Source organism: Niallia sp. FSL K6-0212 (assembly GCF_038007605.1).
In the GTDB taxonomy this organism is placed as follows: domain Bacteria; phylum Bacillota; class Bacilli; order Bacillales; family Cytobacillaceae; genus Niallia; species Niallia circulans.
Window position 1 is genome coordinate 3,675,647 of record NZ_JBBOXL010000001.1, and the last position, 26,549, is coordinate 3,702,195.

Consider the following 26,549-nt stretch of genomic DNA (forward strand, 5'->3'; position numbering starts at 1 on the left):
AAAGAAAACAGGTATTATTTTATAGATTATTCTGACGATTCGTATTGTGTTTGTTATTGGATTGTCATATACGTAATCGAATTAACAACTGCCTGTTCTTTTTTTTGGCGTTTTTCATGTTAAGATTATACCTGTTAGCTCAACTGGAGCTATTCTAGGAGGTATAAAAATGAAAAAAATCTTTTCTATTCTAACTTGTGCATCAATACTAACTACAGCTGCTCCGTTTGTAGGTGCAGAAGAAATGAAAGTAGAAAAAGGAGATACTCTTTGGTCTATTTCACAAGAAAAAAAGGTAAGTGTTGATGATATAAAAAGATGGAATGATTTAGATAGTGATATCATTAAGGCGGGTGATACACTTACTATTGAAGATGTAAAGAAATACACAGTAAAAGCGGGAGATAATCTATGGAAGATATCTCAAAAATATAATACAACTGTAGATCAGCTAAAGGAATGGAATAAGCTGAATAGTGATACAATACATAAGGATGACGTATTGATTGTTTCCAAAGAAGGTTCTGAACAAAACGCACCAGAATCAAAGCCACTAAACAAAGCAGTTAAAGCAGATAATACAGTAAAGGCTGAAAGTACAAATTCAGCAGCAAAAGAAATCACAGTAACCGCGACAGCATATACAGCAAATTGTGAAGGATGCTCTGGTGTTACAGCAACCGGAATTAATTTAAAGGATAATCCAGATAAAAAGGTTATTTCAGTTGATCCTAACGTAATTCCTCTAGGCTCTAAGGTCTATGTGGAAGGATATGGTACTGCAATTGCCGGAGACACAGGCGGAGCGATTAAAGGGAAGAAAATTGATGTATTTGTTCCATCTCAAGCGAAAGCATTAGAGTGGGGAAGAAAACAAGTTTCTGTAAAAATCCTTGATTAAGTTAAACGCTTGAAAGTATTCCAGCAAAAAAAATAAACCTAGACGATTATACGAATGTTTTTACTAGCAACTTCGTATAATTGTTTAGGTTTTTTATTTGTGTATAAAAAAATTACCATTTTATTTTTTTATCGTCTCATCTTTTTTAGAAGAAACGAAGAATCGCTGAATTGGCTGCGAGATGCTTTTTATATTGTTTTCTATTTTTTCCGCTAAATAATGTACTCTTTCAAAGATAACTTCTTTAAGATGGTCGAGCTGCCGACTGATTTTATTGACGCTCCCAGTTGTTTCTTTCATGCTTTCTAATAAGGTTTGCTGAAATATTTCGTGTAAATCCAACTTTTCTGCAATATGTTGATAGTTGGTTTCAGTTTCCGTGATTTTTGTTTTCACGTCTGCAGCAAGCTGATTAAATTCTTCCATTTTATTAGAAATCATCGAAATATCTTTCTCTTGAAAGGTTAACTGGTCAAATAGAGCTGTTTGCCGCAGAGATTCTTCCCTTGTTAATTCTTTTTGCTCTTCTGCTAGCAAGATAAGAGTGTCAAGTTGTGCTTCTATTGTGGATGTTTCATTATCTAAATCAGTAATTTTAGTTAAAAGATCCTTTGTAGCTGAATCATTAAGTTCTAATTTTGAATCGATTTCGTTAAAATGCTGAAGATGCTTCTTCTGTTTCTCAATCAAATCTTCCTGAAATTTATACCATAATGTCATTAATTGCTCATTTTGTTTGTGCTGTTTAAATAGATATTCCTGTAAATAATTGTGTTGGAAATGGGATTGATTATTTAAACTTTCAGCAGAAAGTTTGGGAAGATAAACTTTTGAAGAGTTGCTGTGGTGTTCCTTTGTAGGCATTTTCCCCCTCCTTTCTCCTTCTTTATTCTATTGGGAAAGAGAAAAAAGGGTGCAGAGGATAATTTTAAATAGAAGAAAATAGAAAGTATCTACATAAAGCATAACACAAGGGATCTGTATGTTCTTGCTATTTTCTTCTAGAAACTACATAAACGGAGGAATTCCTTTACTTATTTCTGATATTATGGATGTAATGGAGGCGATATCTTGATCGTCAATGTTAAACGTTTGTCTAATCTTATTTTCTAAATCTTTACTAACTCTTCGCTTTCCGACTTCCACTAAAGCAATTAATGCAAAGCTGCAATTTAAAACACGGGCAAAATCTCTCTGTGTCATTTCATAATTTTTCCTAATAAATTTAATAATTTCTTTATTCATAGTCCACCTCATTTAATTAAATAAAAGAATAAATAAGAAAGACGAAAAGAAGAATTTTTTAATCCAAGATATGAGCATTATAGTTGATAATCAAGAAAATGTAAATATATTATGCTAGTAAAAAACGAATACAAATATTTTGAATTATAATATTCATTTTTTTAATTTTTAGATAATTTGTTCAATCTATCTAATTACCACTTAGATTATTATTTAATTAGTCCAATGACATATAAAAAGGAAGGAATTAATATGATGTAATAACATCTAATGTTATAAAAAGTAACAATGATTTTCGATTCGACTAAAAATTTGATTGGAATGGGGGAGTTAGCGTGTCTTCCGATCATTATGCTGTTATTGATGCGGTTATTGCAACAGAAAAAAACAGTTATTTAGCGACAATTGTGAAGGTGGAAGGAACAGCCTACCGGAAAGAAGGAACTATGATGTTCATCACGGATGCCGGAAAAGAAAAGGGATTATTAACAGGCGGATGTGTAGAGCAGGATTTACTCGCAAGAATCGAAATGCAGCAAAAAGCTAAAGCTTTTTTAATGGAATACGATCTGCGTTCAGAAGATGATTTGACATGGGGGCAAGGCATTGGATGTGATGGGAAAATTTATATTATGGTTGAACCGGTCACGCCGGCAACAAGCAAAGTTTTTCAGCAATTAAAATCACATATGCAAAAAGGAGAAAGTGTCAAACTTATTAAGAGTTTTCATAAATTAGATAATTTCCTTGTTAATACGGTCAGCCCACAAACAAAAACAGAAACAAATGTTGCATCTACTTCTTTTTTGGATACTGACAATAAGTATATATTTACCCAAGCTCTCTCTCCTCAACCAAGATTAATTATCTATGGAGCAGGACCAGATGTCAAACCAGTTGTCTCTTTTGCTAGCAAAGCCGGGTTTTATGTCATCTTATCTGATTGGCGAGAAGCTATTTGTTCAGCAGATAATTTCCCAGACGCAAAAGAATATCAAATAGGTTCTCCGACTCAGGTGCTGGCCGCAATAAAACCCTCAGAAGATGATTATGTACTATTGATGACACACAGCTTTAGTAAAGATCAAGAATTTGTACATTTACTTTTGGAACGAAGGGTAAAATTCTTTGGGTTATTAGGCTCCAAAAAGAGGTCGGAAAAATTATTGGCAGAAAAAATAAAGCCAGATTGGATCCACTATCCAGTCGGAATATCTATTCATTCAGAAAGCCCAGAAGAAATCGCCATTAGTATAACAGCACAATTAATTAAAATTAAAAATGAAAAGAATTCTCTTGTAGGTAAAATAGGATGATTACAGCCTTATATTTAGCTGCGGGGAATAGCAAGAGGATGGGAGAACATAAACTGTCCCTTCCTCTTCGGAATGAAACAGTTGGTAATCATGGATTATCTGTGTTGCTTACCTCGCCATTTGTTGATTATGTTTTTGTTATCGTTCAACCAGGCGATCACTTAAACTGGATAACACCTGCTAATAAACTCTTTTTGAATGGAAAAAAAGGGAAAGTAATTACTTGTGACGAAGCGTCTCTAGGGCAATCATATTCTTTAAAAAAAGGTTTTAAAGCAGCTATCGAGCAACAGGCAGAAAAGATTCTTGTATGTTTAGCAGATCAGCCTTTTATTACCCATGAAATGATTGATAAAATCGTGACTACTCCATTACTTCCTCCATATAAATATGTAGCAAGCATGCATAAGGGGGTTTACAATCCGCCGATTTTATTCCATCCGAGCGCGATATCAGATATAAACTACTTAGAAGGAGATATAGGAGCTAGAAAATTATTGCAAGATGGCATTATGCATGGGGAAAAGATTGAATTTTCTGAAGAAGAATATTTTATTGATATTGATACAAAAAATGATTATGAAAAAGTGCTGAAAAGGAGGGAATAACATGCATGTTTCAACTCTCAATTATCCGACTACTGTGGAAATACCTACCACCTTATCTGCTATTAATAAATGGAATGAATCAAATTATGCCTTTATCTCCGGTGGAACAATCCTTCAAGTAAATTGGGAAGCAGGTCAGGACAAACCAAACCACCTTATTAGTACAGAAAAATTAATGGAGTTAAAAGGAATCTCAGAAGTAGAACTAGATGGCCAATTCTTTTTGCAGATTGGTGCAGGCATGTCTATTTCTGAATGTTTAACCAGCGTATTAATGCAAGAAAAGGCTCCGCTTATAGTAGAGGCCTGTGAGAAAATAGCGGCTCCTGCAATTCGTAACAGAGGAACAATTGGCGGAAATATATGCAGCAAAATTGGTGATAGCATTCCTGCTTTATTAGTTTTGGAGGCACTATTAACTTTTTTTAATGGCAAGGAGACCTACTTAATCACATTAAAGGATTGGCTGGCATCAAAAAAGCGGCCATCATCCGAATTGTTAACAAAAGTACTCATACCAATAGCAGCACGAAAGCTAGAAACATATTCTTTTTTTAGAAAGATTGGTAGACGGGCCAGTTTTACAGCTGCAATTATATCGATTGCAGGGTATCTAGAATTTGAAGAAAAAAATATAAAGACCATAAAAATTGCGATTGGCGGAGGCAGTCACATTCCGACTCGTCTTACAAGCACAGAAAGGGAGATTACCCGCTCGCAGAGTCCTATTGATTGGTCCCGAATCTCTAAAGTCATTCAGGAAGACTTCCTATCTTATACAGATCCCTTTATAACAGAAGCGTATCGCAAAAAAGTCGCAGCAAACGTAATAATTGCTAATATGAAAGAATTACTTTAATAGAAAAAGAAGGGAGTTGTTTAGATGATCCTTGATAACGAAAGCGCTGGTAGTCGTTGGAAAATAAGAAGAGACGGTGTGCCTAAGGTGACTGGAAAACTTAAGTATTTAACTGACTTAACGTTTCCTAATATGCTTTATGGAACCGTTCTTAGAAGTGAATATCCTCATGCAGAAATTGAATCAATCGATACTAAAGAAGCAGAAGAGCTTGCTGGGGTTTTTGCTGTTATCACTTATAAGGATGTACCAGGCTTAAATGGCTTTGGGATTGTTATACAGGATCAGCCGGTCTTTTGTGAAGAGAAAGTCAGATATGTAGGCGACGCAATTGCCGCTGTTGCGGCTAGAACAAAGGAAATTGCACAACAAGCCATTTCTTTAATTAAAGTAAAATATCAGCCATTGCAGATAATCACAGATCCAGATGAAGCCTTAAAAGACACTGCAATCAGGCTGCATAAAGAAGGAAATCTCCTTCATCAGGCTGCTTTTAAGAAGGGAGAAAGTAATATAGAAGAAGCCTTTAATAAGTGCGAATGGATCATAGAAGGAACGTATCAGACACCAAGACAAATGCATGCTTATATGGAAACGGAAGGGGGTGTAGCTGTACCAGATGAAGCAGGAGGCATTACCATTTATGCACCAACCCAGCATGGTTTTAAAGATCAGCTGCAGCTTTCTCGAATTTTAGCACTCCCACTGGAAAAAATCCGGATTATTTCTAGCCCGATTGGAGGCTCCTTTGGAGGGAAGGACGAATTAAATGTTCAACCATATATCAGCTTGCTGGCATTAAAAACACAGCGGCCAGTGAAAATACATCAATCAAGAAGAATATCGATTAAGGCCGGTTTAAAAAGACATCCAATGAAAATCTATATGAAGACAGGTGCTGACGTATCTGGAAAAATAATCGCCCACCAAGTAAAAATTACTGCAGATACTGGTGCATATGCTACTTTAGGACCTGCAGTACTTGACTTTGCTGTAGAGCATAGTGCTGGACCATATATAATCGAAAATATAGATGTTAAAGGCTACTCTGTTTATACAAATAACGGTGTTGCCGGTGAATTCAGAGGATTTGGCGGCAATCAAATCACCTTTGCATTAGAAACGCAAATTGAAAGATTAGCAGAAAAAGCCAGAATAGATTCAACCAAATTACGCTTCACTAATTTACGTAAGACAGAAGATTTTGGTCCGGTGGACCAGCCTATTGTTCCAACAAATGGCGCTTATGCTGTCCTTACTGAAATTACCAAGTCAGCAATTCTTCAAAAGGACTTGGTCACAAATCCTATGAATGGAGATAAGAAAATAAAAGGAAGGGGATATAGTATTACCATGCATGGAGGGGGATTGGGATATGGAAGAGCAGATGCTTCTGGTGCCCGACTGGCTTTAAACAGTGCTGGGAAAATAGAGGTATCTTTTGGATTTGAAGAATGTGGGCAAGGATTAATTCCAACCATTGATATGATTATGGCAGATACCTTTCTTTGCGAACCTAGTGATATCGAAATTACTATTGGCGATACGGCTAAAGTTCCCCACTCTGGCTCTTCTACTGCCTCACGAGCAACAAATATGGTGTGGCTTGGTATCAATAAATTAAAAGGTCCATTTAGCGAAAAACTACTTACATTGGCAGAAAAACAAACTAAATGTCCGAAAGAAAGCTTATTTCTTGGTAAAAATGGCATTTGGAAAAACGCAGAAGAGAACGAGGAACCAGCGCTTATTCTTCCATATAAACAGTTAGCAGAATCATGTGAAGAGCTGCCAACTGTTTCAGTAAGCTACCACTTTCCTACTACCCCAAACTCTATTGATGGTGGTCATTTTTTATATACTTTTGCCGGTGTAGCAGCCGAGGTCGAAATAGATTTGTTATCTGGAAGCGTAGCAGTAACTAGGATGGATCATGTTATTTCAGCTGGACCTGTAGTGAACCCAATGGGATATTTAGGGCAAATTGAAGGGGGAGCTAATATGGGGTTAGGATTTACGATTATGGAGGATGCAGTTATGGAAAATGGCCGCTATATGAATGAAAATTTTGATACGTATCTTATCCCAACGATATTAGACATCCCGATAGAGACAACTGTTACTGCAATAGAAGAATTAGTCCCTGGAGATGACTATGGGCCAAGAGGGGTTGGCGAAATTGGCACAGTTGCTGTTGCTCCAGCTATCATTTCCGCCATTCATGACGCTGCAGGAATATGGCTTAATCAACTCCCAGTGAAAGCGGATATACTATTGCAAGCACTGGAACGACAAGGTTTACGAGAATAGGAGGGGGCATATGGATACAAAAAAAATTATGGAAAAAACCACTTTTAAGGTAAATGGAGAATCTTTAACGCTAAGTCTTCCTCCAACATTTCGCCTTGTTGATATCCTTCGGGATGTTTTATCTCTTACTGGGACGAAAATAGCTTGTGAGGCTGGCAGGTGTGGTGCCTGCTCAGTCATTATGAACGGAAAGCTGGTGAATTCCTGTTTAGTAATGGCATATCAATTGGAAAATGCTGAAATCTTAACGATCGAAAGCTTAGCAGAGAAAAACCTTCATCCTATTCAAGAAGCATTTTTAGAGGCAGGCGCACTACAGTGTGGTTACTGTACTCCTGGAATGGTAATGGCATTAAAAAGTTTACTAGATGAAAACGAACAGCCCTCTAGAGAGGAAGTACTGGCTGCATTATCTGGAAACCTTTGTCGCTGTACAGGATATGAAGGAATTTTAAGAGCTGTTGCGTTGTTAACTAATAAAAGGGAAGGGCAGGGATCAATAAATGTATACGATAGCAGAAATTAATCAAATGAATCGACAGGAATTCATTGAAAAGATCGGCTGGGTGTTTGAGCATAGTCCGTGGATTGCCAATAAAACATGGAAATATCACCCTTTTCCAAGCTTAAATACCCTCTATCAACTAATGGTACAGGCAGTAACAGAAGCACCAATTGAAGATCAGCTTGATTTAATCCGAGCACATCCAGATTTAGGCGCGAAGTTACAAATGAATTCCTCTTCGAGTAAGGAACAAAAGGGTGCTGGCTTGAATCAATTATCGCAGCAAGAATTCATGCAATTTGCAGCCTTAAATAAAGCCTATTCTGAAAAATTCGGCTTTCCGTTTATCTTAGCTGTCAAAGGTCATACAAAGGATTCCATTTATCAGTCCATGAAAGAACGCATCAACCACACAAAGGAAGAGGAATTTCAAACTGCATTAATCGAGATATTTGCCATATCGAAATACCGATTAGAGGAAATAGTCGAATTAGAAACAGAAGGACAAGGTGCATAGACTATGAAAACGGGCATAACAACTCATGTATTAGATTTATCCAATGGGAAACCAGGAAAAGGGATCAAAGTTGAGCTTTGGAGATTGCAAGATTCAGAAAGAATTTTTTTAGCAAGCGGAATAACCAATCAAGACGGCAGAGTCGACACTATCCTATTAGAAAAAATAGAGACAGGAGAATTTGAATTAGTATTTTATATACAAGAGTATTTTGGTCATTCAAAAGAACAACACCCATTTTTTACGACGATTCCTATTCGTTTTTATACAGATGAAACCCAACTGCATTATCATATCCCTTTATTATTATCTGGCTGGGGATATCAAACCTATCGGGGGAGCTGATGACTTGGAGGATTTAGATTTAATCATTCAAAATGGATTCCTTGTAAATGAGGAAACAGTCTATAAAGCAGATGTTGGAGTGAAGAATGGAAAAATAGCGATAGTTGGTTCAGGCATTAATGGAAATAATGCTACAAAAACTTACAATGCGGATGGTCTATATCTATTTCCAGGGGTTATCGATTCACATGTCCATTTTAACGAGCCGGGAAGAAGTGACTGGGAAGGGCTTGAATCAGGCAGCAAAAGCTTAGCTGCTGGTGGAGGAACGTTATTTTTTGATATGCCTCTTAATAGTCATCCACCTACAATAACAGAATATGGTTTCCAGCAAAAAGAAAGGCTAGCTAAGAAAAAATCAGTTATTGATTACCGTTTATGGGGAGGAATTGTTCCTGGTAATTATAATGAGATTGAAAAATTAGTAAAATGTGGTGTCATTGGTTTTAAAGCATTTATGTCGAATAGCGGGATAGAAGATTTTCAAAGCGCTGATGACCGCACTTTATATCAAGCGATGAAAAAAATCGCAGCTTTACATAGTATCTTAGCCGTTCATGCAGAAAGTGATACGATTACAGAGTTTTTAAGCAAGGAAATCATCCATCAACAGACTAATATAGGCCTTGCTTTTTCCAATGCAAGACCTATCTTTTCGGAAGTGGAGGCTGTTCAGCGGATCATTGCATATGCCGAAGCCACTAGATGTAAGGTGCACATCGTTCACATCACAAGTTCTAAAGTATTGGAACCAATAATTGTCGCAAAGCGGCGGGGGCTGGACATAAGCGTTGAAACATGTCCTCATTATTTATCATTAACAATCGATGACTTAGAAGAATTAGGAGCCGTCGCAAAATGCGCTCCACCGCTACGCTCTGATAACGAAGTAGATGACTTGTGGGAAGCAATCAAACGAGAGGAAATTGATATGATTGGATCAGATCATTCACCATCGCTTCCATCCATGAAAAATGGCAATTTATTAGAAGCATGGGGTGGGATTGCCGGCTGTCAAACGACACTGTCTGTTTTATTAGAAGAAGGCTATTGGAAACGAGGAATTTCTCTTCCGATTATCGCAAAAATAACAAGTACAAACCCAGCTAAACGTTTCGGGCTCTATCCACAAAAAGGAAGTATCACAAATGGAAGTGATGCAGATATAGCTATTGTTGATTTAAATGAAACCTATACACTCCAAAAGGAAGATCTGTATTATAAGCATAAAATAAGCCCTTATATAGGCAAAACGTTTAGGGGGAAAGTGAAAGCAACTATTTGCAAAGGAGAAATAGTTTATTCAACTCTTAATAGATAGCAAGACTTTCACAATTTATTTATGAGAATACAGGAGAATTCAGTGTCTGTAATTAACCATGATTGAGGAGGAAAAACCTCTAATCATGGATTGTTTTGTTTCCTTTTGTATAGAAAGTATTTATTTGGCCGATGAAAACCACTTATATCATCTTTTCCGCAAAAAGTGGCGTTCATTTGTTGAATGAAAACCACTTATGCCATCTTTTCCATAAAAAGTGACGTTCATCTGGAGAATGAAAACCACTTATATCATCTCTTTCACAAAAAGCAGCGTTCATCTTCCTTAAATGCACCTTCCCTTATCGACAATTAATTTTTCCGTAACCACAACAAAATACGAATTATTAATAATCTAACTTAATAAACGTTCGGAAATAGAGAAAAAAAGACTTGAATAGAAGAGCTTTTTACGATATTATGCAGAATAAAGGAATAATTAATTGTTTAGGGGGATTGGCAATCGTGTTAGGAGCACCAAATACTTCACAAGCAAGAAAGATTATGTTATTAGGTTCAGGAGAATTGGGTAAAGAGGTGATTATCGAAGCGCAGCGGCTGGGACTAGAAACAATCGCAGTCGATCGTTATGATCATGCACCAGCTAGTCATGCTGCCCACCGCTCATATACAATAGATATGATTGACGGTAATCAATTAAAAGCAATAATTGAAAAAGAAAAACCGGATCTTATTGTTCCTGAAATTGAGGCGATTGCTACTAGTGCGCTAGTGGAGCTGGAAGAAGAGGGGTATTCGGTAGTTCCAACTGCTAAGGCCACCTATTTAACGATGGATCGCGAAGGTATTAGAAGATTAGCAAGTGAAACGTTGAACATACCGACAGCAAAATATGCCTTTGCCAATAACATTTCGGAATTGAAAGATGCTGTACAGAATATAGGCTTTCCGTGTGTAATAAAGCCAGTCATGAGCTCTTCTGGGAAAGGTCAAAGTATTTGCCGAAGCATAGATGGAATAGAATCTTGCTGGAAAGAAGCTGTTGATGGAGGAAGAGGGAAGAAAACAAGAGTCATAGTAGAAGAGTTTATTGCATTTGAATCAGAGATTACACTTTTAACCGTTCGTTCAGTTAATGGCACAATCTTTTGTCCCCCAATTGGACATACCCAAAAAGACGGAGATTATATAGAATCATGGCAGCCGCATTTCATGTCTGCTGAGCAATTAAATGAGGCAGAAATGATTGCTAAGAAAATTACAGATAGTCTGGGTGGTTATGGAATTTTTGGTGTGGAGTTATTTTTAACAGAAAATGGAGTTTATTTTAGTGAAGTCTCACCTCGCCCTCATGATACTGGAATGGTAACAATGATTACTCAAGACTTATCTGAATTTGCTTTACATGTTAGAGCCATTCTAGGATATCCAGTTACAGGAGTGAAGCTGCATAGCCCAGGTGCTAGTAAAACATTAAAAGCAACTGAAGAAAGTAACGACTACTTAATTCAGGGGATAGAAGAAACGTTATCATTTGAAAATACTCAAATACGCATTTTTGGAAAACCAAAGACGACAGAGGGGCGAAGAATGGCAGTAATATTGCATACAAATGAAACGGTTGAATTAGCGTTAGAAGGGGTAAGAAAAGCTGTTGCGCCACTTTCCATCACCTATTCTAGCTAATTAGAAAATGCAATTAGTGATAATTTATAAATAAACACAATAGGGGTCTTACAATGAAAACAAAAAATCGTTGGCTTATTGCTTTATCTGCAGTCGGTATTCATATTTCAATCGGATCTGTATACGCATGGAGTGTGTTTACAAAGCCGCTTGAGTCACAGTTTAATTGGACATTAACGAGCATTTCCTGGACTTTTAGTATTGCTATTTTATTTTTAGGATTATCTGCTGCCTTTTTAGGGCATTTTGTTGAAAAATACGGACCGCGAACTTCTGGTATGTTGTCCGCTTGTATGTTCGGTTTGGGGATGGCTGGTGCTGGTTTTGCAATAAGCATCGAATCTTTACCGCTTCTTTACATTACCTATGGAATATTTGGGGGGATTGGATTAGGAGTCGGTTATATTACTCCTGTTTCAACATTGGTTAAGTGGTTCCCGGATCGCAGAGGCTTGGCAACTGGATTAGCGATTATGGGATTCGGTTTTGCTGCGATGATCAGCAGTCCAGTTATGAATTATTTAATTAATACAGCTGGTATAGCTAATACATTTTATATTCTTGCAGCTGTTTATTTTGTTATCATATTTGTTTCAGCACAATATTTAGAAGCACCGCCAAAAGGATTTATGCCAAAAGGTTTTCAGCAATCAGTTGAAGCTGGAAATGGAAAAGGGAAGAAAGATTTATCACAATTAACAGCAAATGAAGCCGTAAAAACGAAACGATTTTGGGCGTTGTGGATTATGTTATTTATTAACATTACTTGTGGGATTGCTATTCTTGCTGTTGCTTCGCCCATGGGGCAGGAATTGGCCGGCATGTCAGTTGCAGGTGCAGCAACACTAGTTGGGATTATGGGTGTATTTAATGGAATTGGAAGAATTGCCTGGGCTGCAATTTCTGACTATATTGGCAGACCCAATGTATATACTTTATTTTTTGCTATCCAAGTAGTAGCATTCTTTGCATTACCACATTTACATCATTATATTGCCTTTTCCATTATTGTATTTATTATTATGTCTTGCTATGGCGGTGGATTCGCGTCAATCCCAGCTTATATTGGAGATATATTCGGTACAAAACAGTTAGGGGCAATTCATGGTTATATTCTTACAGCTTGGTCTGCTGCAGGTGTTGCTGGACCTAGCATTGTATCATGGATTCGCGATACAACAGGAAGCTATCAAGGAACATTGCTTGTTTTCTCTTGTATGTTTATTATATCTCTGGCAGTTTCCTTGCTTATTCGTATAGATATTCGTAGATTAGAAGAAATGAATAGATCGGCGACAGAAAGTAATAGCTTCTAATAGTATTTAAATAGGACTTATCACGTTTGTTACATCTTAAATCTTCTCAAACGTAATAAGTCTTTTTTCTATATCTTAGTCTTTCCAAGTATACGGATAAGTAGTATAGTAGGTTCATTGGAAATTTGTAGCTTAGGTAGGGGAATTTAGAGAATGGAAAATTTTAATACGCAGTTTTTGTATTCCGTGATTATTATTGGCATTGGATATTTCTTTAAACAAAGAAATATTATTAAAGAAAAAGATGGCGAAGGTCTTGCAAGGATCATTTTCAATATTACTTTACCTTGTTTAATCATCACCACCTTACATAATGTTATAATTGAAAAATCTTTGTTAATATTGGTATTTCTTGGTTTATTCTATGGTGTTCTTATTTCCATAATTGGACTATTTCTTTTCCGAAATGAAGCGAATAAGCAAAAAGGCATGTTAGGCATGCTGATTCCTGGATTTAACATTGGTATCTTTGCATATCCTTTGGTGCAAGGTATATGGGGGGCTGAAGGGATAAAATATTTTGGTATGTTCGATATCGGAAATGCCATTGTTACTTTCGGAATTAGTTATTTAATTGATAGCTATTATTCACAAGAAGGGTCCGTACTTTCAGCGAAGCAAGTGGTAGGGAAGCTGGGACGGTCTATCCCGCTGATGACCTATGTATTTATTTTCTTCATTAGTATTGTAGGTTTCGAGATACCCCATCAGATAATTGATGTGACATCTACAATATCGAAGGCGAATATGCCACTCTCTTTATTGCTTCTCGGTATTTATTTGAACTTTTCTTTTGAAAAGAATCACTGGAAAGGGATTGGAAGGGTACTCGGAATACGGTACGGGACAGGTCTTTTTTTAGGCGTGCTAGCATATTTTTTATGGCCAGCAGAAGATATGTTTCGTTATACCATTTTAATCTGCTTAATCTTGCCAATGGCATCAAGCGTTTTACCGTATAGTGTGGAGTTTAAATATAACCAACGTTTTGTTGGAACTGCTGCTAATTTATCGATAGTTATTAGTTTTTTCTTAATTTGGATGATTGGTAATTTAATTGTGTAATTATAAAGTTTACTAATCATAAAAACGAGGCTGGAATCAATTTTCCAGCCTCATTTTTTATTCTGTCACGAAGTTTTCGGTATAATATGGTTGGGATTTATTGTTAAAGGCAACCCCAACGCCGAGTGAGGCGAAATCTTTTTGCAGGATATTTTCCCGATGGCCCATTGAATTCATTAAGCCTTCGTGAGCAAATATACTGCTGTTTTGGCCATAAGCCAAATTCTCCCCGGCTATAGTGTAACGGATGCCTTCGTTCAGCATGCGATCAAATGGAGATTCACCCTCCAGATTAGTGTGGCTGAAATAATTATTTTCTGCCATATCCAAACTATGTTTTCGAGCTGTATCACGAACTGCCTCATCCCAAGTCAGCGGTTTTAAATGGTTATTGACACGACTGGCATTGGTTAAATCAAATAATTGATATTCAAAGCCTTCTTTTAAGTTCTCGTTTCCTTCCACATAAAAATCCTTGCGATTTTCTTCCAAAGAAGAGCTGACAATTTGTAGAGCAGTAACGCTGTTATTTTCATGTTTATCAAAGAATACTGTTACATATGAGTAATCAAGTCTGAATACTTCGTAATCTCTGTCCTCTGCCATTTTATAAAAAACAAGTCCTTTTCTTATCTCTGTTAACGGTTTTCCTAATGTTTTTAAGACAACTTCTTTCTTTGTTCCTTTTTTAATCCCATTTGTTGAAGCAATTAAATCTTGATTGGTATATAAGGCTTCTACTTGATTATGTTCATCATAGCCTACCATAACAAAATTGTGATAATTTTGATGATAGGCATACCAAGAGATGCCGTATTCATTGATTGTTTCCCGTTTTGGTGGTCCCAGTGACTTTTCAACCGACTTTTTATCATCGCCGAGAGATATATTATGAATCGAAAAAGGATGGTCTTGCGGTGTAACTAATTCTGGTTTATCAATTTCTTCAGTATCTTCAGTATTTCCTTCAATATTCCAGTCAGGTAATATATCCTCTGCATTTTTAAAAAAGGATTTTATGTTTTCAAACTCATCAGTAAAGGATTGGAAAAAGGAAGTGATCGAATCTTGATTTATGCGATTTTCCATGGAACTAGAAGGTTTGCTTTCTTCAGCATTATGTCCATTGTCTTTAAAATAAAAATTATATGCTCCATATATAAGGAGAATGGTAATAACCCATTTTAATAGTCTAATCATTGATAGTAACCTCCAATAGTCTTCTAATTATAACCAAAAAAATTAGGTTTAAAACTATTTTATCTGGGTATATTGAGATAGATTGTTTTTCACTTTTTATCCTATTTAATTATTATACCATGCCATTACGTCCTAATTGGTTTGTCTAGACTGTGTAATCAATTTGTAAAGCATCTTTATTATATGTTAACGCTATAAACTGTTATAATGAATATAGCCGTTTCTATTTGGAAAATTTTACTTATAAGCACTCTAGACAGATTTAAGACGGTTTTAAAGGAGGCACTATGCATTTAATTAGAACCGACATTGATGAGATTTTAACAAACACAGCCGATTTAGAGCAGGAAATATCTACATGGAATTTAATCGACATAGAAATTGATGAACTTTTAGAAGACACAAAACATTGGAATTAAACATTGCAATCAAATTTACAAATAATTTTGTAGATATTGGTTGTTTTTTTGTGCTGTAAATAATTATTAGGAAAAAATTTCACATCTTTTTATCAAAATTACTTTCACTATAGTAAGTTTGCGTTATAATAAATAGAAATAATATTTAAGATGAGGAGAATGGAAACGTGACAGATCAAACAATCACTGTGACTTTAGCAAAAGAAAAAAAGCCGAAACCAGATCCTTCTACATTAGTATTTGGTAAAGTATTTACAGATCATATGTTTATGATGGATTATACAGTAGACAAAGGATGGCATGATGCTCAAATTTTGCCCTATCAACCAATTACTTTAGATCCTGCTTCTGTTGTTTTCCACTATGGCCAAGCAGTTTTCGAAGGCATGAAGGCATACTTAACAGAAGAAGGTAAAGTGCTTTTATTCAGACCGAAGAAAAATATGGAGCGTTTAAATAAATCAAATGACAGACTTTGTATTCCAGAAATAGATGAAGAGTTTGCCCTAAATGCTTTAACACAATTAATTAATATTGATAGAGAGTGGATTCCAAAAGGGGAAGGTACTTCTTTATACATAAGACCATTTATCATTTCCACACAGCCCTTCTTAGGAGTTGCTGCATCAATTAGCTATAAATTTATGATCATTTTATCTCCTGTTGGTTCGTATTATAAAGAGGGAGTTAAACCGGTTAAAATCTTTGTGGAAAATGAATATGTTCGTGCAGTTGCAGGTGGTACAGGATCTGCTAAAACAGCTGGAAACTATGCAGCAAGCTTAAAAGCACAACAAATTGCAAATGAAAGAGGATATTCCCAAGTTCTTTGGTTAGATGGCGTAGAAAAGAAATATATTGAAGAAGTTGGAGCTATGAATGTTTTCTTTAAAATTAATGGGGAAGTATATACCCCTGAATTAAATGGAAGCATACTAGAAGGGGTAACAAGAAGCAGTGTTATGGAGTTGCTGCAATATTGGAATATTCCTGTAACAGAAAGAAAAATAACTATTGCTGAAATCTTTGAAGCACATAAAAATGGGCAATTAGAAGAAGCATTTGGTACAGGAACAGCTGCTGTTATCTCTCCGATTGGTGAGTTCTTCTGGAACGAGGAAAAAATCATTTTAAATAATGGAGAAACAGGGGAGTTAGCATCCAAATTATATAATACAATTACAGATATTCAAAATGGAAGACAAGAAGATCCATTTGGATGGGCTGTTGAAGTGAAATAATTCCTTTTGCGAGGAAAATAAAGGAGTATCTTAATGGTGAATAAAAGCCACACGCTAAATTTTGGATGGAATTTAATAGCACATAAAGATTATAAACTTTTCTCTAATCAAAATGAATATGTTTTAATGGATTGGGATGGGGACGTTGTCTTATGTGTTTCTGTTCAAGACCATGAGATTGAAATCCTTCGTAGTAATTGGAATCTTCATTTTAAAGTGAATTTAGCTTTTAAAACAATCAAGGTGTTTAATGAGCCGGATGAAGAAGAATGAACCAGTAAATTTTTAAAGGAATAATAACGGAAAACTTAAAAGAGATAAAGCTTCGATTTATAATCGAAGCTTTATCTTTATTATAATGCGAATAAAATAAATTATTAAACAGATTTCGTAATCAAGGGCTCTAAAATAAACGTATCAATCACCTTTGCTATACCATCGTTGTTATTTGTATCAGTTACGTAATCTGCAAGCTGCTTCACATCATCTGGCGCATTTCCCATAGCAACTCCAAGGCCAGCAAATTCAATCATGGCAACATCGTTATAACTATCACCTATTGCAATCACTTCTTCTCTAGAGATACCAAGTTTTTCAATAAGTATCGCTAAGCTTGTCCCTTTAGTAACACCTAATTCAGTAAATTCAAGGAAGTATGGCTTAGAGCGCATGACACTTAAATCATTAGCTAATTCTTTTTGCAGCCTTGCTTCTACCTCTTTAAGATAATTTTCTTCTTTCACCATTAATACTTTTACAACAGGAGTCGAAACGGTCTGCTTGAAATCCGCAACTGTTTTTATCGGCAAGCCTGTAAGTTTTCCTTCGATTTCAGTAAAAGGATTATTTTCTTGCGTAATAATTTCGTCATTCATATAAGTATGAATCCAAATGTTTTCTCTCTGGCTCAAATCAAATAGCTGATGAACTGTTTCGGGAGAAAGTGTACTGCTGAATACTTCTTCGTTTGTTTGACAGTTAGTTATTTTTGCTCCGTTGAATGAAAGAATAAAACTGCCATATTCCGCAAGTCTTAATTCTTTTGCCGCGTCCAGCATTGCATATGTTGGTCTTCCAGAAGCGAGAACTACTTTTACACCTTTTTCTTGTGCAAGCATTAAAGCAGTTTTGGTTGCTTCTGAAATAATATGGTCATCTGTTAATAAAGTATCATCCATATCTAATACGATCATTTTATAGCTCATCTGTATTTCCCCTTTCATAACCTCTTTACAGAATACATGAAAATAGAGAAATAGCCAATATCAAATTGATGATAAGATAGCGAAACAAAACCTTGAATTGTTCCTTTTTATGTTTATAAATTTCTTTAGTGGGAAGTAAATAAATAAAGTTAATAAAGTTAATAGTTAGGGGTTAAACAAAAACATCTTAAATGGGTTAAATTACCTTGAAAAAGTATTTGAATTATCAGAATATTACTGCTATACTATAAAAAAGAACAAGGGGTTGATTCAAATGGAAAAATATTTATTAAATGCACCAAAACAGTCTGTAGGAAATGTTGTGGATTCTTTATTTGCAGAAATGGTATTGGAAAAGGCCCTTTATGACTTTCGAAAAGCTACACTAAAAAGACAAATCGATGAAACATTAATTGCTGGTGACAAAGAATTATTTTATCGTTTAACAGAAGAATTAAATCAATTAACTGCAAAATAACTACTATAAAATAAACAATATAATCATAACCGCTATCCTAGAGGAGAAAACCTCGCTATATTTCTGAGAAGAGATGCAGCGAGGTCTTTTCCTGAAAAAGGATAGCTATTTTCGTTCTATCAACTTATCGTTTAACCATATAAAAACTGCTGATAAACATAGGTTTATCAGCAGTGTAAGGGACACATAAAATGTGTCCTACGTATTGAGGCAATAAACTACGCTCCACATAGCGCAATAACGTTTATTGACTTATTCAATATAGCTCATCGCTTGATAAATATAACACATATAGATGATACTGACAAGCTTTTTTAAAGAATAGTAGTTTTATTGTCTAATTTTAGCATACGGAATCTTTGTGTGCTGAAATTAGCATTGCTGTTGAAACTGTAAAAAAAAGCCAATGGTGCTTATTAATTAGCGCAAAGCTAAATTAGAGATTGATCAAAGGGTCGTATTAGTCTTTTCTGCTTTACATAAAAGCCTTCTGCTATGTATCATTATTGCATATACATAAAATCTCTTCTATTTTAAAAGAAATGATAAGACTTTTATAAATAAGGGTAAAATAGAAACAGAAAGAATGGGAGGAAGTTTATGCAAACATATAAAACAAGAGAAGAAGTTGCTGATTGTGAAAAATGGAATTTACTTGATATATACAAAACAGAGGCTGAGTGGGAAAAGGATTTAGATGCGGTAAAAGAAAAAATAGCGGCTCTTTCAGAATTCAATGGAAAAATTACGAATGGAACAACATTATTAGCGTATCTAACATTATCAGAGGAAGTTAGTTATATATATAGAAAAGTCTACGCATACGCCATGCTTCTTTTAGACTTAGACACGCGGAATACACATGCTCAAAGTCTTATTGAAAAAGCTCGTATAGTCGGCCAAAAATATAGTAGTGCCACTGCCTTTTTTATGCCATATTTATTATCCTTAGATGAAAAGGAATTGAAAACTTACATACAAGAAGAAGATGGCTTAGCATATTTTGAAAAAGATCTCTTGGAATCTTTCCGCTATAAAAAACATGTATTAAGCAAGGAGAAAGAAGAGGTACTATCTGAACTGGGAGAATCGCTATCTGTTCCTAGTAATGTGTTCGGTATGATAAATAATGCAGATATAACCTTCGGGGAAGTAACAACAGATAATGGAGAAAAGATTGAATTAACAAGAGGAATGTACGCAAAAAGAATAGAAGATGAGGACCGAGATGTTAGAAAAGAAGCTTATTTGGCGTATTATAAGCCATATATCGGTCTTAAAAACACAATAGCAGCGACCTTTAGCGCCGCCGTTAAAAACAATGTAAAAACAGCAAAACTTCGAAATTATCCTTCTGCCTTAGAAAAAAGCTTATTTGGTGACCAAGTACCTGTTGAGGTTTACCATAATTTAATTAGTACGACGAGAAAAAATTTACCTTATATGGATGATTATATGAATTTTCGTAAGAAACGACTGCGGCTTAATGAGCTTCATGCTTATGATTTAAGCGTTCCATTAGTTGGAGAGGCAGCTAAAGAAGAGATCAGCTATGATGATGCTTTTCAGATTATGCTGGAGGCGCTGAAGCCTCTTGGTGAAGAATATTTAAGTGTGCTAAAAACCTTTAAAGAAAAACGATACATTGATGTACGTGAAACGCCTGGTAAACGTTCAGGTGCTTATAATTTAGGCTTATATAGCGTTCATCCGTATATTTTACTGAACCATAGAGATGATTTAGATAGTTTATTCACCTTAGCTCATGAATGCGGACATGGCATGCACTCTTATTTTAGTAGTAAGCATCAGCCGCAAATAAGTGCAGGATATAGTATTTTTGTTGCAGAAGTAGCATCTACTGTTAATGAGGTCTTATTAATTCGCCATTTGTTAAAAATAGAAGATGATGAAACAAAACGCGAGCATTTATTACATCATTTTATTGATAGTTTTAAAGGAACCTTCTTTACACAAGTTATGTTTAGTGAGTTTGAAAAAGCGGTTCATGAACAAGCGGAAAAAGAATTGCCACTGTCTTTGGACTTTTTCAATCAAACCTATGAAGAACTATTTAAAGCATACAATGGCAGTTCTTTAGTAATAGACGAACAAGTGAAATATGGATGGGCAAGAATTCCGCATTTCTACCGTCCATTTTATGTATATAAATATGCGACTGGCTTTGCTTCTGCAATTAATATTGCCGATAAACTTTTAGAAGGAAAGAAAGAAGATGCAGAGAACTACTTAGACTTTTTAAAAAGTGGAAGTTCTGATTATCCTCTTGAACTTCTGAAGAAAACCGGTGTCGATTTGACCAGTCCTGAACCAATTAATCATGCATTAACGATTTTTCATTCCTTAGTGAAGGAAGTATTAAAAAAATAAAGTTTTCACAAAACAATAAGAAGCCATTACCTTTTGCAAAGGTGTGGCCCTTATTGCTTCTTAGTTACTGATATTTTTCTAGAATCGTGAAAAAGTCGATGATAAATCGGCGAAATGTTTGTACAGAGGGTGGCAATTCCCGATTACTTGGTACGATGATACCAACTGTCCGGCTAATAATTGGATCCTCAATAGGAACCTTCACTGTAAATTTAGGAACAGTATCATAAAATGTACTCTCTGGAAGAAGAGTTACACCCATTCCTGCGGAAACTAACCCTTTGATTGCATCTAAGTCTTCACCCTCAGCATTTATATTAGGTAAAAAACCTTCTTGTTTACATGCATCAATCGCAATTTTTTGCAATATATATCCTTCTGGAAATAAAACAAATTCGTCATTTCGCAGATCTCGTAATCGAAGTGATTTTCTTTCACTCAAAATATGATTACTTGGTAATAATGCGAAGATTCTCTCTGTAAATAAAATATTGCCTGTTAATAAGAAGTCATCTGTTGGTACAGGTCCTAAGAATGCTAAATCTATATCTCTATTTTTTACGCCTTCGGTTAAAAAGTAATAAGATCCTTGCCGTAATTGAAACCTCACATTTGGATGCTTTTCTTTAAATGCTGATATAACAGTCGGCAATAAGTGGCTTGCAAGACTAGTTGGAAAGCCGATTTTAATCGACCCTCTTTCAGGATCCAAATAGGCATTAACTTGCTCTACAGCTCGATCGACTGATTTCAAGATTGATTGGGAGTGAGTTAAAAAAATCTTTCCAATCGGAGTTAGTTTGACATTCCTTCCTTCTCGTTCAAATAATTGAACACCTAATTCATCCTCTAAATTTGCAATTTGACGACTAACAGCAGATTGGGCAACATGAAGATGTTCAGCAGCCTCTGAGACATGCTCTCTTTCTGCTACTTCAATAAAGTATTTTAGTTGTCTAAGTTCCATTTTTACCGACCTTCTTTATAATAATCTCTTTTTTAGATTAGTTCTATCTAAATGATATATTGTACATATGAATTTGTATAGTATAATTAAATTATCTGAATAAAAAAATTTGTTAGAAAATCTGACAGGGGTGGTTGAAATGACGTACAACCAAATGGAAAAGGCACAGGGCTTATATAGACCGGAATTTGAACATGATGCATGTGGAATCGGACTGTACGCTCATATAAAAGGGGAAGCGACGCATGACATTGTGAAAAAAGGTTTAAGTATGCTTTGTAAATTGGATCATCGCGGCGGACAAGGAAGCGATCCTTTAACAGGAGACGGAGCTGGATTAATGGTTCAAATACCTGATACCTTTTTTCGAAAAGAACTTAAGGAATTCAATCTTCCCGAAAGCGGTAAATACGCGGTAGGAATGATCTTTTTTTCCAAAGATGATCCTCACAGAGAAATAATCGAAGCAAAAATTAACGAATATATTAAAGAAATGGGTCAAGAACTTATTGGCTGGAGAACTGTACCGACAGATTTCAGAAAAATCGGAAAAGTCGCACAAGAAAGTTGTCCGATTGTCCGTCAAGTATTCATTCAATCAAGCATAGAAAACAAAGATAAATTAGTTTTTGAGCGAAAATTATATATTATCCGTAAACTTGCTGAAAATTGGGGAAGAGCAGAAGAAAAAGAATTTTATTTCGCAAGTTTGTCATCTAGCACCATTGTTTATAAAGGACTTCTCACATCAGACCAAGTCGAAAGCTTTTATTTAGATGTGCAGGATCCGGCTTTTGTATCCGCATTTGCTATTGTTCATTCCCGCTTTAGCACAAATACTTTTCCTAGCTGGGAAAGAGCACATCCAAACCGTTACTTAATTCATAACGGAGAAATTAATACATTACGAGGAAATTTCAACTGGATGAAAGCAAGAGAGCAGCAATTTGTATCAGAAGTTTTTGGAGAGGATTTGCAAAAGGTACTGCCGATATTAGATGCAAATGGTAGTGATTCTTCTGTATTCGATAATGCACTTGAATTCTTTATCTTATCTGGACGCACACCTGCTCATGCAGCTATGATGATGATCCCAGAGCCTTGGACTGAGAATCCCCATATTTCAAAGGCGAAAAGAGATTTTTATGAATATCATAGTAGCTTAATGGAGCCATGGGATGGCCCAATGGCAATCACCTTTACGGACGGTAAACAAATTGGTGCTATATTGGATCGTAATGGTTTGCGTCCAGCAAGATATTATGTAACGAAAGATAATTATATTGTTTTTTCTTCAGAAGTGGGAGTTGTTCCAGTCGAAGAAGAGAATATTCTCTATAAAGAGCGTTTAAGTCCTGGGAAAATGCTATTAATTGATCTTGAAGAAGGCCGTATTGTTTCAGACGAAGAATTAAAAAATACTATTGCTTCGGCACATCCTTATGATGAGTGGTTAGATGAAGTTATTCGACTAGAGGAGAATGCAGAAGAAAAAGCAGAAGACTTTCCCGATTTACTTGCAAGGCAGAAAGCATTTGGCTATACGTATGAAGATGTCCAAAAAAATCTGCTTCCAGTTGTGTTGGAGGGCAAAGACCCGATTGGATCGATGGGAAATGATACGCCGCTTGCTGTCTTGTCTAATAAGCCGCAATCTTTATTTAATTATTTTAAACAACTATTTGCACAAGTAACTAACCCTCCAATTGATGCTATTCGGGAACATTTGGTTACATCAACTTTAACTTGGTTAGGTGCTGAAGGTGATTTGTTACATCCTGATGCAAGTAATTGTCATAGAATCCAATTGAAAACACCAATATTATCAAATAGTGATGTAGAACAATTACGATCTCATACATTTACTGAATTTACAGCACGAACACTAGATAGTTTGTTTACAGATGATTTAGAAAGCAGTTTAAATCAGCTCGTGCAAAAGGCAGAAGAAGCAATTGCACAAGGTGTGTCCTTACTTATTCTTTCTGACCGTGCAATGAAACGAGAAGATAAAGCGATTCCCGTTTTATTAGCTGTCAGTGCTTTACATCAGGTTTTAATTAAGAAAGGTCTGCGGACGAAAGCAAGTATTATCGTAGAGTCTGGTGAAGTAAGGGAAGTTCATCATTTTGCAAGTTTAATAGGTTTTGGAGCTGATGCAATTAATCCCTATTTAGTATACGCAACCTACAATCAAGCAATCAAAGATGGGGTGCTGACCCTTTCCTATGAAGAAGCAGTAGCAAGATATAATACAGTCATTACAGAAGGTGTTGTAAAAGTAATGTCTAAAATGGGTATTTCTACTGTCCAAAGCTACCGAGGCGCACAAATTTTTGAAGCTGTCGGTATCGGCGAAGAAGTTATCGACCGTTATTTTACTGGAACTGTTTCACAGCTTGGCGGTATTGGTTTAGAGATTATTGCTGAAGAAGCAACGAAAAGACATGAATTAGGTTATCAAGATGGGATGGACGACACATTAGATTCTGGAAGTGAGTTTCAATGGAGAAAAGGCGGAGAACATCATGCTTTTAATCCGAAAACAATCCACACCTTACAATGGGCATGCCGTAAAGGCGATTATTCCTTATTTAAACAGTTTTCTGAGGCTGCAAATGAAGAAAGCATGAGTTTTTTACGAAATTTATTTGCATTTGATTCAGCACGACAGCCTATCGATATTAAGGAAGTGGAATCAGTAGAATCTATCGTAAAACGATTTAAGACAGGTGCAATGTCCTTCGGTTCTTTAAGTAAAGAAGCACATGAAACATTAGCGATTGCCATGAACAGATTAGGTGCCAGCAGTAATAGTGGTGAAGGCGGAGAAGATCCTTCTCGATATATGATAGATGAAAATGGCGATAACAGAAGAAGTAATATTAAGCAGATAGCTTCTGGACGTTTTGGAGTTAAGAGCCATTATTTAATAAACGCGAAAGAATTACAAATTAAAATGGCTCAAGGAGCAAAGCCGGGTGAAGGAGGTCAATTGCCAGGGAATAAAGTATATCCATGGGTTGCCGAAGTTCGCGGTTCTACACCAGGCGTTGGATTAATTTCCCCACCGCCGCATCATGATATTTATTCTATTGAGGATTTAGCACAACTCATTCACGACCTGAAAAACGCCAATAGAGATGCGCGAATTTCAGTAAAATTAGTTTCAAAAGGCGGAATTGGTACCATCGCTGCTGGTGTTGCAAAGGGGGCTGCTGATGTAATAGTTGTAAGTGGATATGATGGAGGTACAGGTGCTTCTCCAAAAACAAGTATTAAACACACAGGTCTGCCATGGGAATTAGGCTTAGCAGAGGCACATCAGACCCTGATGCTAAATGGTTTACGAAATCGTGTCGTTTTAGAAACAGATGGTAAGCTGATGACAGGAAAAGATGTTGTACTTGCAGCTCTTATGGGAGCCGAGGAATTTGGCTTTGCTACAGCTCCTCTTATTGTAATGGGATGTGTGATGATGCGAGCTTGTCATTTGGATACATGTCCAGTGGGTATCGCCACCCAAAATCCAGAATTGCGCTATAAATTTGCTGGAGATCCAGATCATATTGTCAATTTCATGCGTTTTGTTGCAGAGGAAGTACGTGAACTAATGGCACAATTAGGATTCCGCACAGTAGAAGAAATGGTTGGAAGAACAGATGTGCTAAAAGTAAGTAAACAGGCGCAATCGCATTGGAAAGCAAAAGATTTAAACTTATCGAAACTATTATATCAAGTCGATGGACCAAGAACGTTTGAAACACCACAAAATCATAAAATTGATGAAAGTTTAGATATTCAAAAAATACTTCCAGCAGTTCAAAAAGCTATTATTAATAAAGAAGCGCTGCATTTGCATTTTAGTATCCAAAATACTAATCGTGTAACTGGTACAATTGTTGGTAGCGAAATATCGAAACTATATGGCGAAGAAGGACTTCCTGACAATACAATCAATTTACATTTCACAGGTTCAGCAGGTCAAAGCTTCGGTGCTTTTATTCCCAAAGGCATGAGCCTGTATTTAACAGGTGATGCAAATGATTATATTGGCAAGGGACTCTCTGGAGGTAGAATTGTGGCAAAGGTACCCGCAGACAATTCAATTGTTGCGAATGAGAATGTTATCATCGGAAACGTAGCATTTTACGGTGCGACAAGCGGCGAAGCGTTTATTAACGGAAAAGCGGGAGAAAGATTTGCAGTTCGTAACAGTGGTGCAAGTGTTGTAGTTGAAGGTATTGGTGATCATGGCTTAGAATACATGACTGGAGGAGAAGTTGTTATTTTAGGGGAAGTAGGGAAGAACTTTGCTGCAGGTATGTCAGGTGGAGTTGCCTATGTTTTACCGAAAGATGCAGAGCAATTTAAAGCAATGTGTAATAAGGAAATGATAATCTTTGAACAATTAGAAGAACGAGCAGAAATAGAGAGAATAAAAGGACTTATTGAAAAGCATATTGAATTAACAGGTAGTTTAGCAGGTCAACAGGTACTTGTTAATTGGGATAAATTCGTTCAACGGTTTGTCAAAGTTATACCGAAAGATTATAAGCGAATGATTGCCAATATTCAAAAGGGACTTGAAAATGGCTTATCAGAAGAAGATGCCGCAATGGAAGCTTTTGCGAATAATTCCAATCAAGACAAAAAAAAACAAGCAAATAAAATTACCGTATTAGTGCAGTAGA

Annotated in this window: 23 protein-coding genes; 18 read left to right on the plus strand and 5 right to left on the minus strand. The window is 36.0% G+C overall.

Annotation, left to right across the window (positions count from 1 at the left end; translation table 11 throughout):
- The first annotated feature begins 169 nt into the window (after nucleotides 1-169).
- Nucleotides 170-901: a 3D domain-containing protein gene (locus MHH96_RS17475; RefSeq protein WP_061798853.1), complete on the plus strand. Its 732-nt coding sequence runs from the start codon at nucleotides 170-172 to the stop codon at nucleotides 899-901.
- A gap of 120 nt (nucleotides 902-1,021) precedes the next feature.
- Here the strand turns inward: MHH96_RS17475 and MHH96_RS17480 are convergent, their stop codons facing one another.
- Together MHH96_RS17480 and MHH96_RS17485 are read right to left on the minus strand one after the other, a co-directional pair.
- Nucleotides 1,022-1,765 carry a hypothetical protein gene (locus tag MHH96_RS17480; protein ID WP_061798852.1) on the minus strand — a complete coding sequence of 248 codons (744 nt, stop codon included), beginning with the start codon at nucleotides 1,763-1,765 and terminating at the stop codon, nucleotides 1,022-1,024.
- A gap of 144 nt (nucleotides 1,766-1,909) precedes the next feature.
- Nucleotides 1,910-2,104 (minus strand): helix-turn-helix domain-containing protein, encoded by a 195-nt coding sequence (locus tag MHH96_RS17485; protein ID WP_235973392.1) that lies wholly within the window; start codon nucleotides 2,102-2,104, stop codon nucleotides 1,910-1,912.
- 377 nt (nucleotides 2,105-2,481) lie between these two features.
- Between MHH96_RS17485 and MHH96_RS17490 the strand changes: the two genes are divergently transcribed.
- From MHH96_RS17490 to MHH96_RS17540, 11 genes are all read left to right on the plus strand, one after another.
- Entirely contained in the window at nucleotides 2,482-3,462 is a 981-nt protein-coding gene (locus MHH96_RS17490; RefSeq protein WP_047943420.1) for an XdhC family protein, read from the plus strand.
- Nucleotides 3,459-4,070 carry a nucleotidyltransferase family protein gene (locus tag MHH96_RS17495; RefSeq protein ID WP_047943421.1) on the plus strand — a complete coding sequence of 204 codons (612 nt, stop codon included), beginning with the start codon at nucleotides 3,459-3,461 and terminating at the stop codon, nucleotides 4,068-4,070. The genes MHH96_RS17490 and MHH96_RS17495 overlap by 4 nt, the downstream gene beginning before the upstream one ends.
- 1 nt (nucleotide 4,071) lies before the next feature.
- Complete coding sequence (locus MHH96_RS17500) at nucleotides 4,072-4,929, plus strand: FAD binding domain-containing protein (protein WP_047943422.1); 858 nt, start codon at nucleotides 4,072-4,074, stop codon at nucleotides 4,927-4,929.
- 24 nt (nucleotides 4,930-4,953) lie between these two features.
- Nucleotides 4,954-7,239, plus strand: coding sequence for a xanthine dehydrogenase subunit D (gene pucD, locus MHH96_RS17505; RefSeq protein WP_047943423.1), 2,286 nt, complete (start codon nucleotides 4,954-4,956; stop codon nucleotides 7,237-7,239).
- Nucleotides 7,240-7,249: 10 nt separating this feature from the next.
- The gene (locus tag MHH96_RS17510; RefSeq protein WP_047943424.1) at nucleotides 7,250-7,765 is read left to right on the plus strand and encodes a (2Fe-2S)-binding protein; all 516 of its coding nucleotides are present in this window, start codon (nucleotides 7,250-7,252) and stop codon (nucleotides 7,763-7,765) included.
- Complete coding sequence (gene uraD, locus MHH96_RS17515; RefSeq protein WP_341117772.1) at nucleotides 7,743-8,261, plus strand: 2-oxo-4-hydroxy-4-carboxy-5-ureidoimidazoline decarboxylase; 519 nt, start codon at nucleotides 7,743-7,745, stop codon at nucleotides 8,259-8,261. Before MHH96_RS17510 ends, uraD begins: the two co-directional genes overlap by 23 nt.
- A 3-nt stretch (nucleotides 8,262-8,264) precedes the next feature.
- Complete coding sequence (gene uraH, locus MHH96_RS17520; protein WP_061798850.1) at nucleotides 8,265-8,606, plus strand: hydroxyisourate hydrolase; 342 nt, start codon at nucleotides 8,265-8,267, stop codon at nucleotides 8,604-8,606.
- 4 nt (nucleotides 8,607-8,610) lie between these two features.
- Nucleotides 8,611-9,927 (plus strand): allantoinase, encoded by a 1,317-nt coding sequence (locus tag MHH96_RS17525; protein WP_047943427.1) that lies wholly within the window; start codon nucleotides 8,611-8,613, stop codon nucleotides 9,925-9,927.
- Between the two features lie 464 nt (nucleotides 9,928-10,391).
- Nucleotides 10,392-11,573, plus strand: a complete 1,182-nt coding sequence (gene purT / locus MHH96_RS17530; RefSeq protein WP_047943428.1) for a formate-dependent phosphoribosylglycinamide formyltransferase — start codon at nucleotides 10,392-10,394, stop codon at nucleotides 11,571-11,573.
- Nucleotides 11,574-11,626: 53 nt separating this feature from the next.
- Nucleotides 11,627-12,889 carry an L-lactate MFS transporter gene (locus MHH96_RS17535; protein ID WP_047943429.1) on the plus strand — a complete coding sequence of 421 codons (1,263 nt, stop codon included), beginning with the start codon at nucleotides 11,627-11,629 and terminating at the stop codon, nucleotides 12,887-12,889.
- Nucleotides 12,890-13,042: 153 nt separating this feature from the next.
- Entirely contained in the window at nucleotides 13,043-13,954 is a 912-nt protein-coding gene (locus MHH96_RS17540; RefSeq protein WP_341117774.1) for an AEC family transporter, read from the plus strand.
- Between the two features lie 57 nt (nucleotides 13,955-14,011).
- Here MHH96_RS17540 and MHH96_RS17545 read toward each other — a convergent pair whose 3' ends face one another.
- Nucleotides 14,012-15,154 (minus strand): CAP domain-containing protein, encoded by a 1,143-nt coding sequence (locus MHH96_RS17545; RefSeq protein WP_341117775.1) that lies wholly within the window; start codon nucleotides 15,152-15,154, stop codon nucleotides 14,012-14,014.
- Nucleotides 15,155-15,441: 287 nt separating this feature from the next.
- Here MHH96_RS17545 and MHH96_RS17550 point away from each other — a divergent pair, with 287 nt between their 5' ends.
- The 3 genes from MHH96_RS17550 to MHH96_RS17560 all read left to right on the plus strand — a co-directional run bounded on the left by MHH96_RS17550 (nucleotide 15,442) and on the right by MHH96_RS17560 (nucleotide 17,087).
- Complete coding sequence (locus tag MHH96_RS17550) at nucleotides 15,442-15,573, plus strand: hypothetical protein (protein ID WP_268874827.1); 132 nt, start codon at nucleotides 15,442-15,444, stop codon at nucleotides 15,571-15,573.
- A gap of 167 nt (nucleotides 15,574-15,740) precedes the next feature.
- Nucleotides 15,741-16,814 carry a branched-chain amino acid aminotransferase gene (locus tag MHH96_RS17555; protein WP_047943432.1) on the plus strand — a complete coding sequence of 358 codons (1,074 nt, stop codon included), beginning with the start codon at nucleotides 15,741-15,743 and terminating at the stop codon, nucleotides 16,812-16,814.
- A gap of 33 nt (nucleotides 16,815-16,847) precedes the next feature.
- Nucleotides 16,848-17,087 carry a hypothetical protein gene (locus tag MHH96_RS17560; protein WP_047943433.1) on the plus strand — a complete coding sequence of 80 codons (240 nt, stop codon included), beginning with the start codon at nucleotides 16,848-16,850 and terminating at the stop codon, nucleotides 17,085-17,087.
- A gap of 104 nt (nucleotides 17,088-17,191) precedes the next feature.
- Here MHH96_RS17560 and MHH96_RS17565 read toward each other — a convergent pair whose 3' ends face one another.
- Nucleotides 17,192-18,019, minus strand: a complete 828-nt coding sequence (locus MHH96_RS17565) for a Cof-type HAD-IIB family hydrolase (RefSeq protein WP_047943434.1) — start codon at nucleotides 18,017-18,019, stop codon at nucleotides 17,192-17,194.
- A 274-nt stretch (nucleotides 18,020-18,293) separates the two neighbouring features.
- Here MHH96_RS17565 and MHH96_RS17570 point away from each other — a divergent pair, with 274 nt between their 5' ends.
- Nucleotides 18,294-18,497, plus strand: a complete 204-nt coding sequence (locus MHH96_RS17570) for an IDEAL domain-containing protein (RefSeq protein WP_047943435.1) — start codon at nucleotides 18,294-18,296, stop codon at nucleotides 18,495-18,497.
- 600 nt (nucleotides 18,498-19,097) lie between these two features.
- Nucleotides 19,098-20,888, plus strand: a complete 1,791-nt coding sequence (gene pepF, locus MHH96_RS17575; RefSeq protein ID WP_341117776.1) for an oligoendopeptidase F — start codon at nucleotides 19,098-19,100, stop codon at nucleotides 20,886-20,888.
- 64 nt (nucleotides 20,889-20,952) lie between these two features.
- On the opposite strand, the gene MHH96_RS17580 is transcribed toward pepF, so the two are convergent.
- Nucleotides 20,953-21,855, minus strand: coding sequence for a LysR family transcriptional regulator (locus MHH96_RS17580; protein WP_047943437.1), 903 nt, complete (start codon nucleotides 21,853-21,855; stop codon nucleotides 20,953-20,955).
- A 139-nt stretch (nucleotides 21,856-21,994) separates the two neighbouring features.
- Between MHH96_RS17580 and gltB the strand changes: the two genes are divergently transcribed.
- A complete protein-coding gene (gltB, locus tag MHH96_RS17585) occupies nucleotides 21,995-26,548 on the plus strand; it encodes a glutamate synthase large subunit (protein ID WP_341117777.1) in 4,554 nt (1,517 codons plus the stop codon).
- Nucleotide 26,549 lies beyond the last annotated feature (1 nt).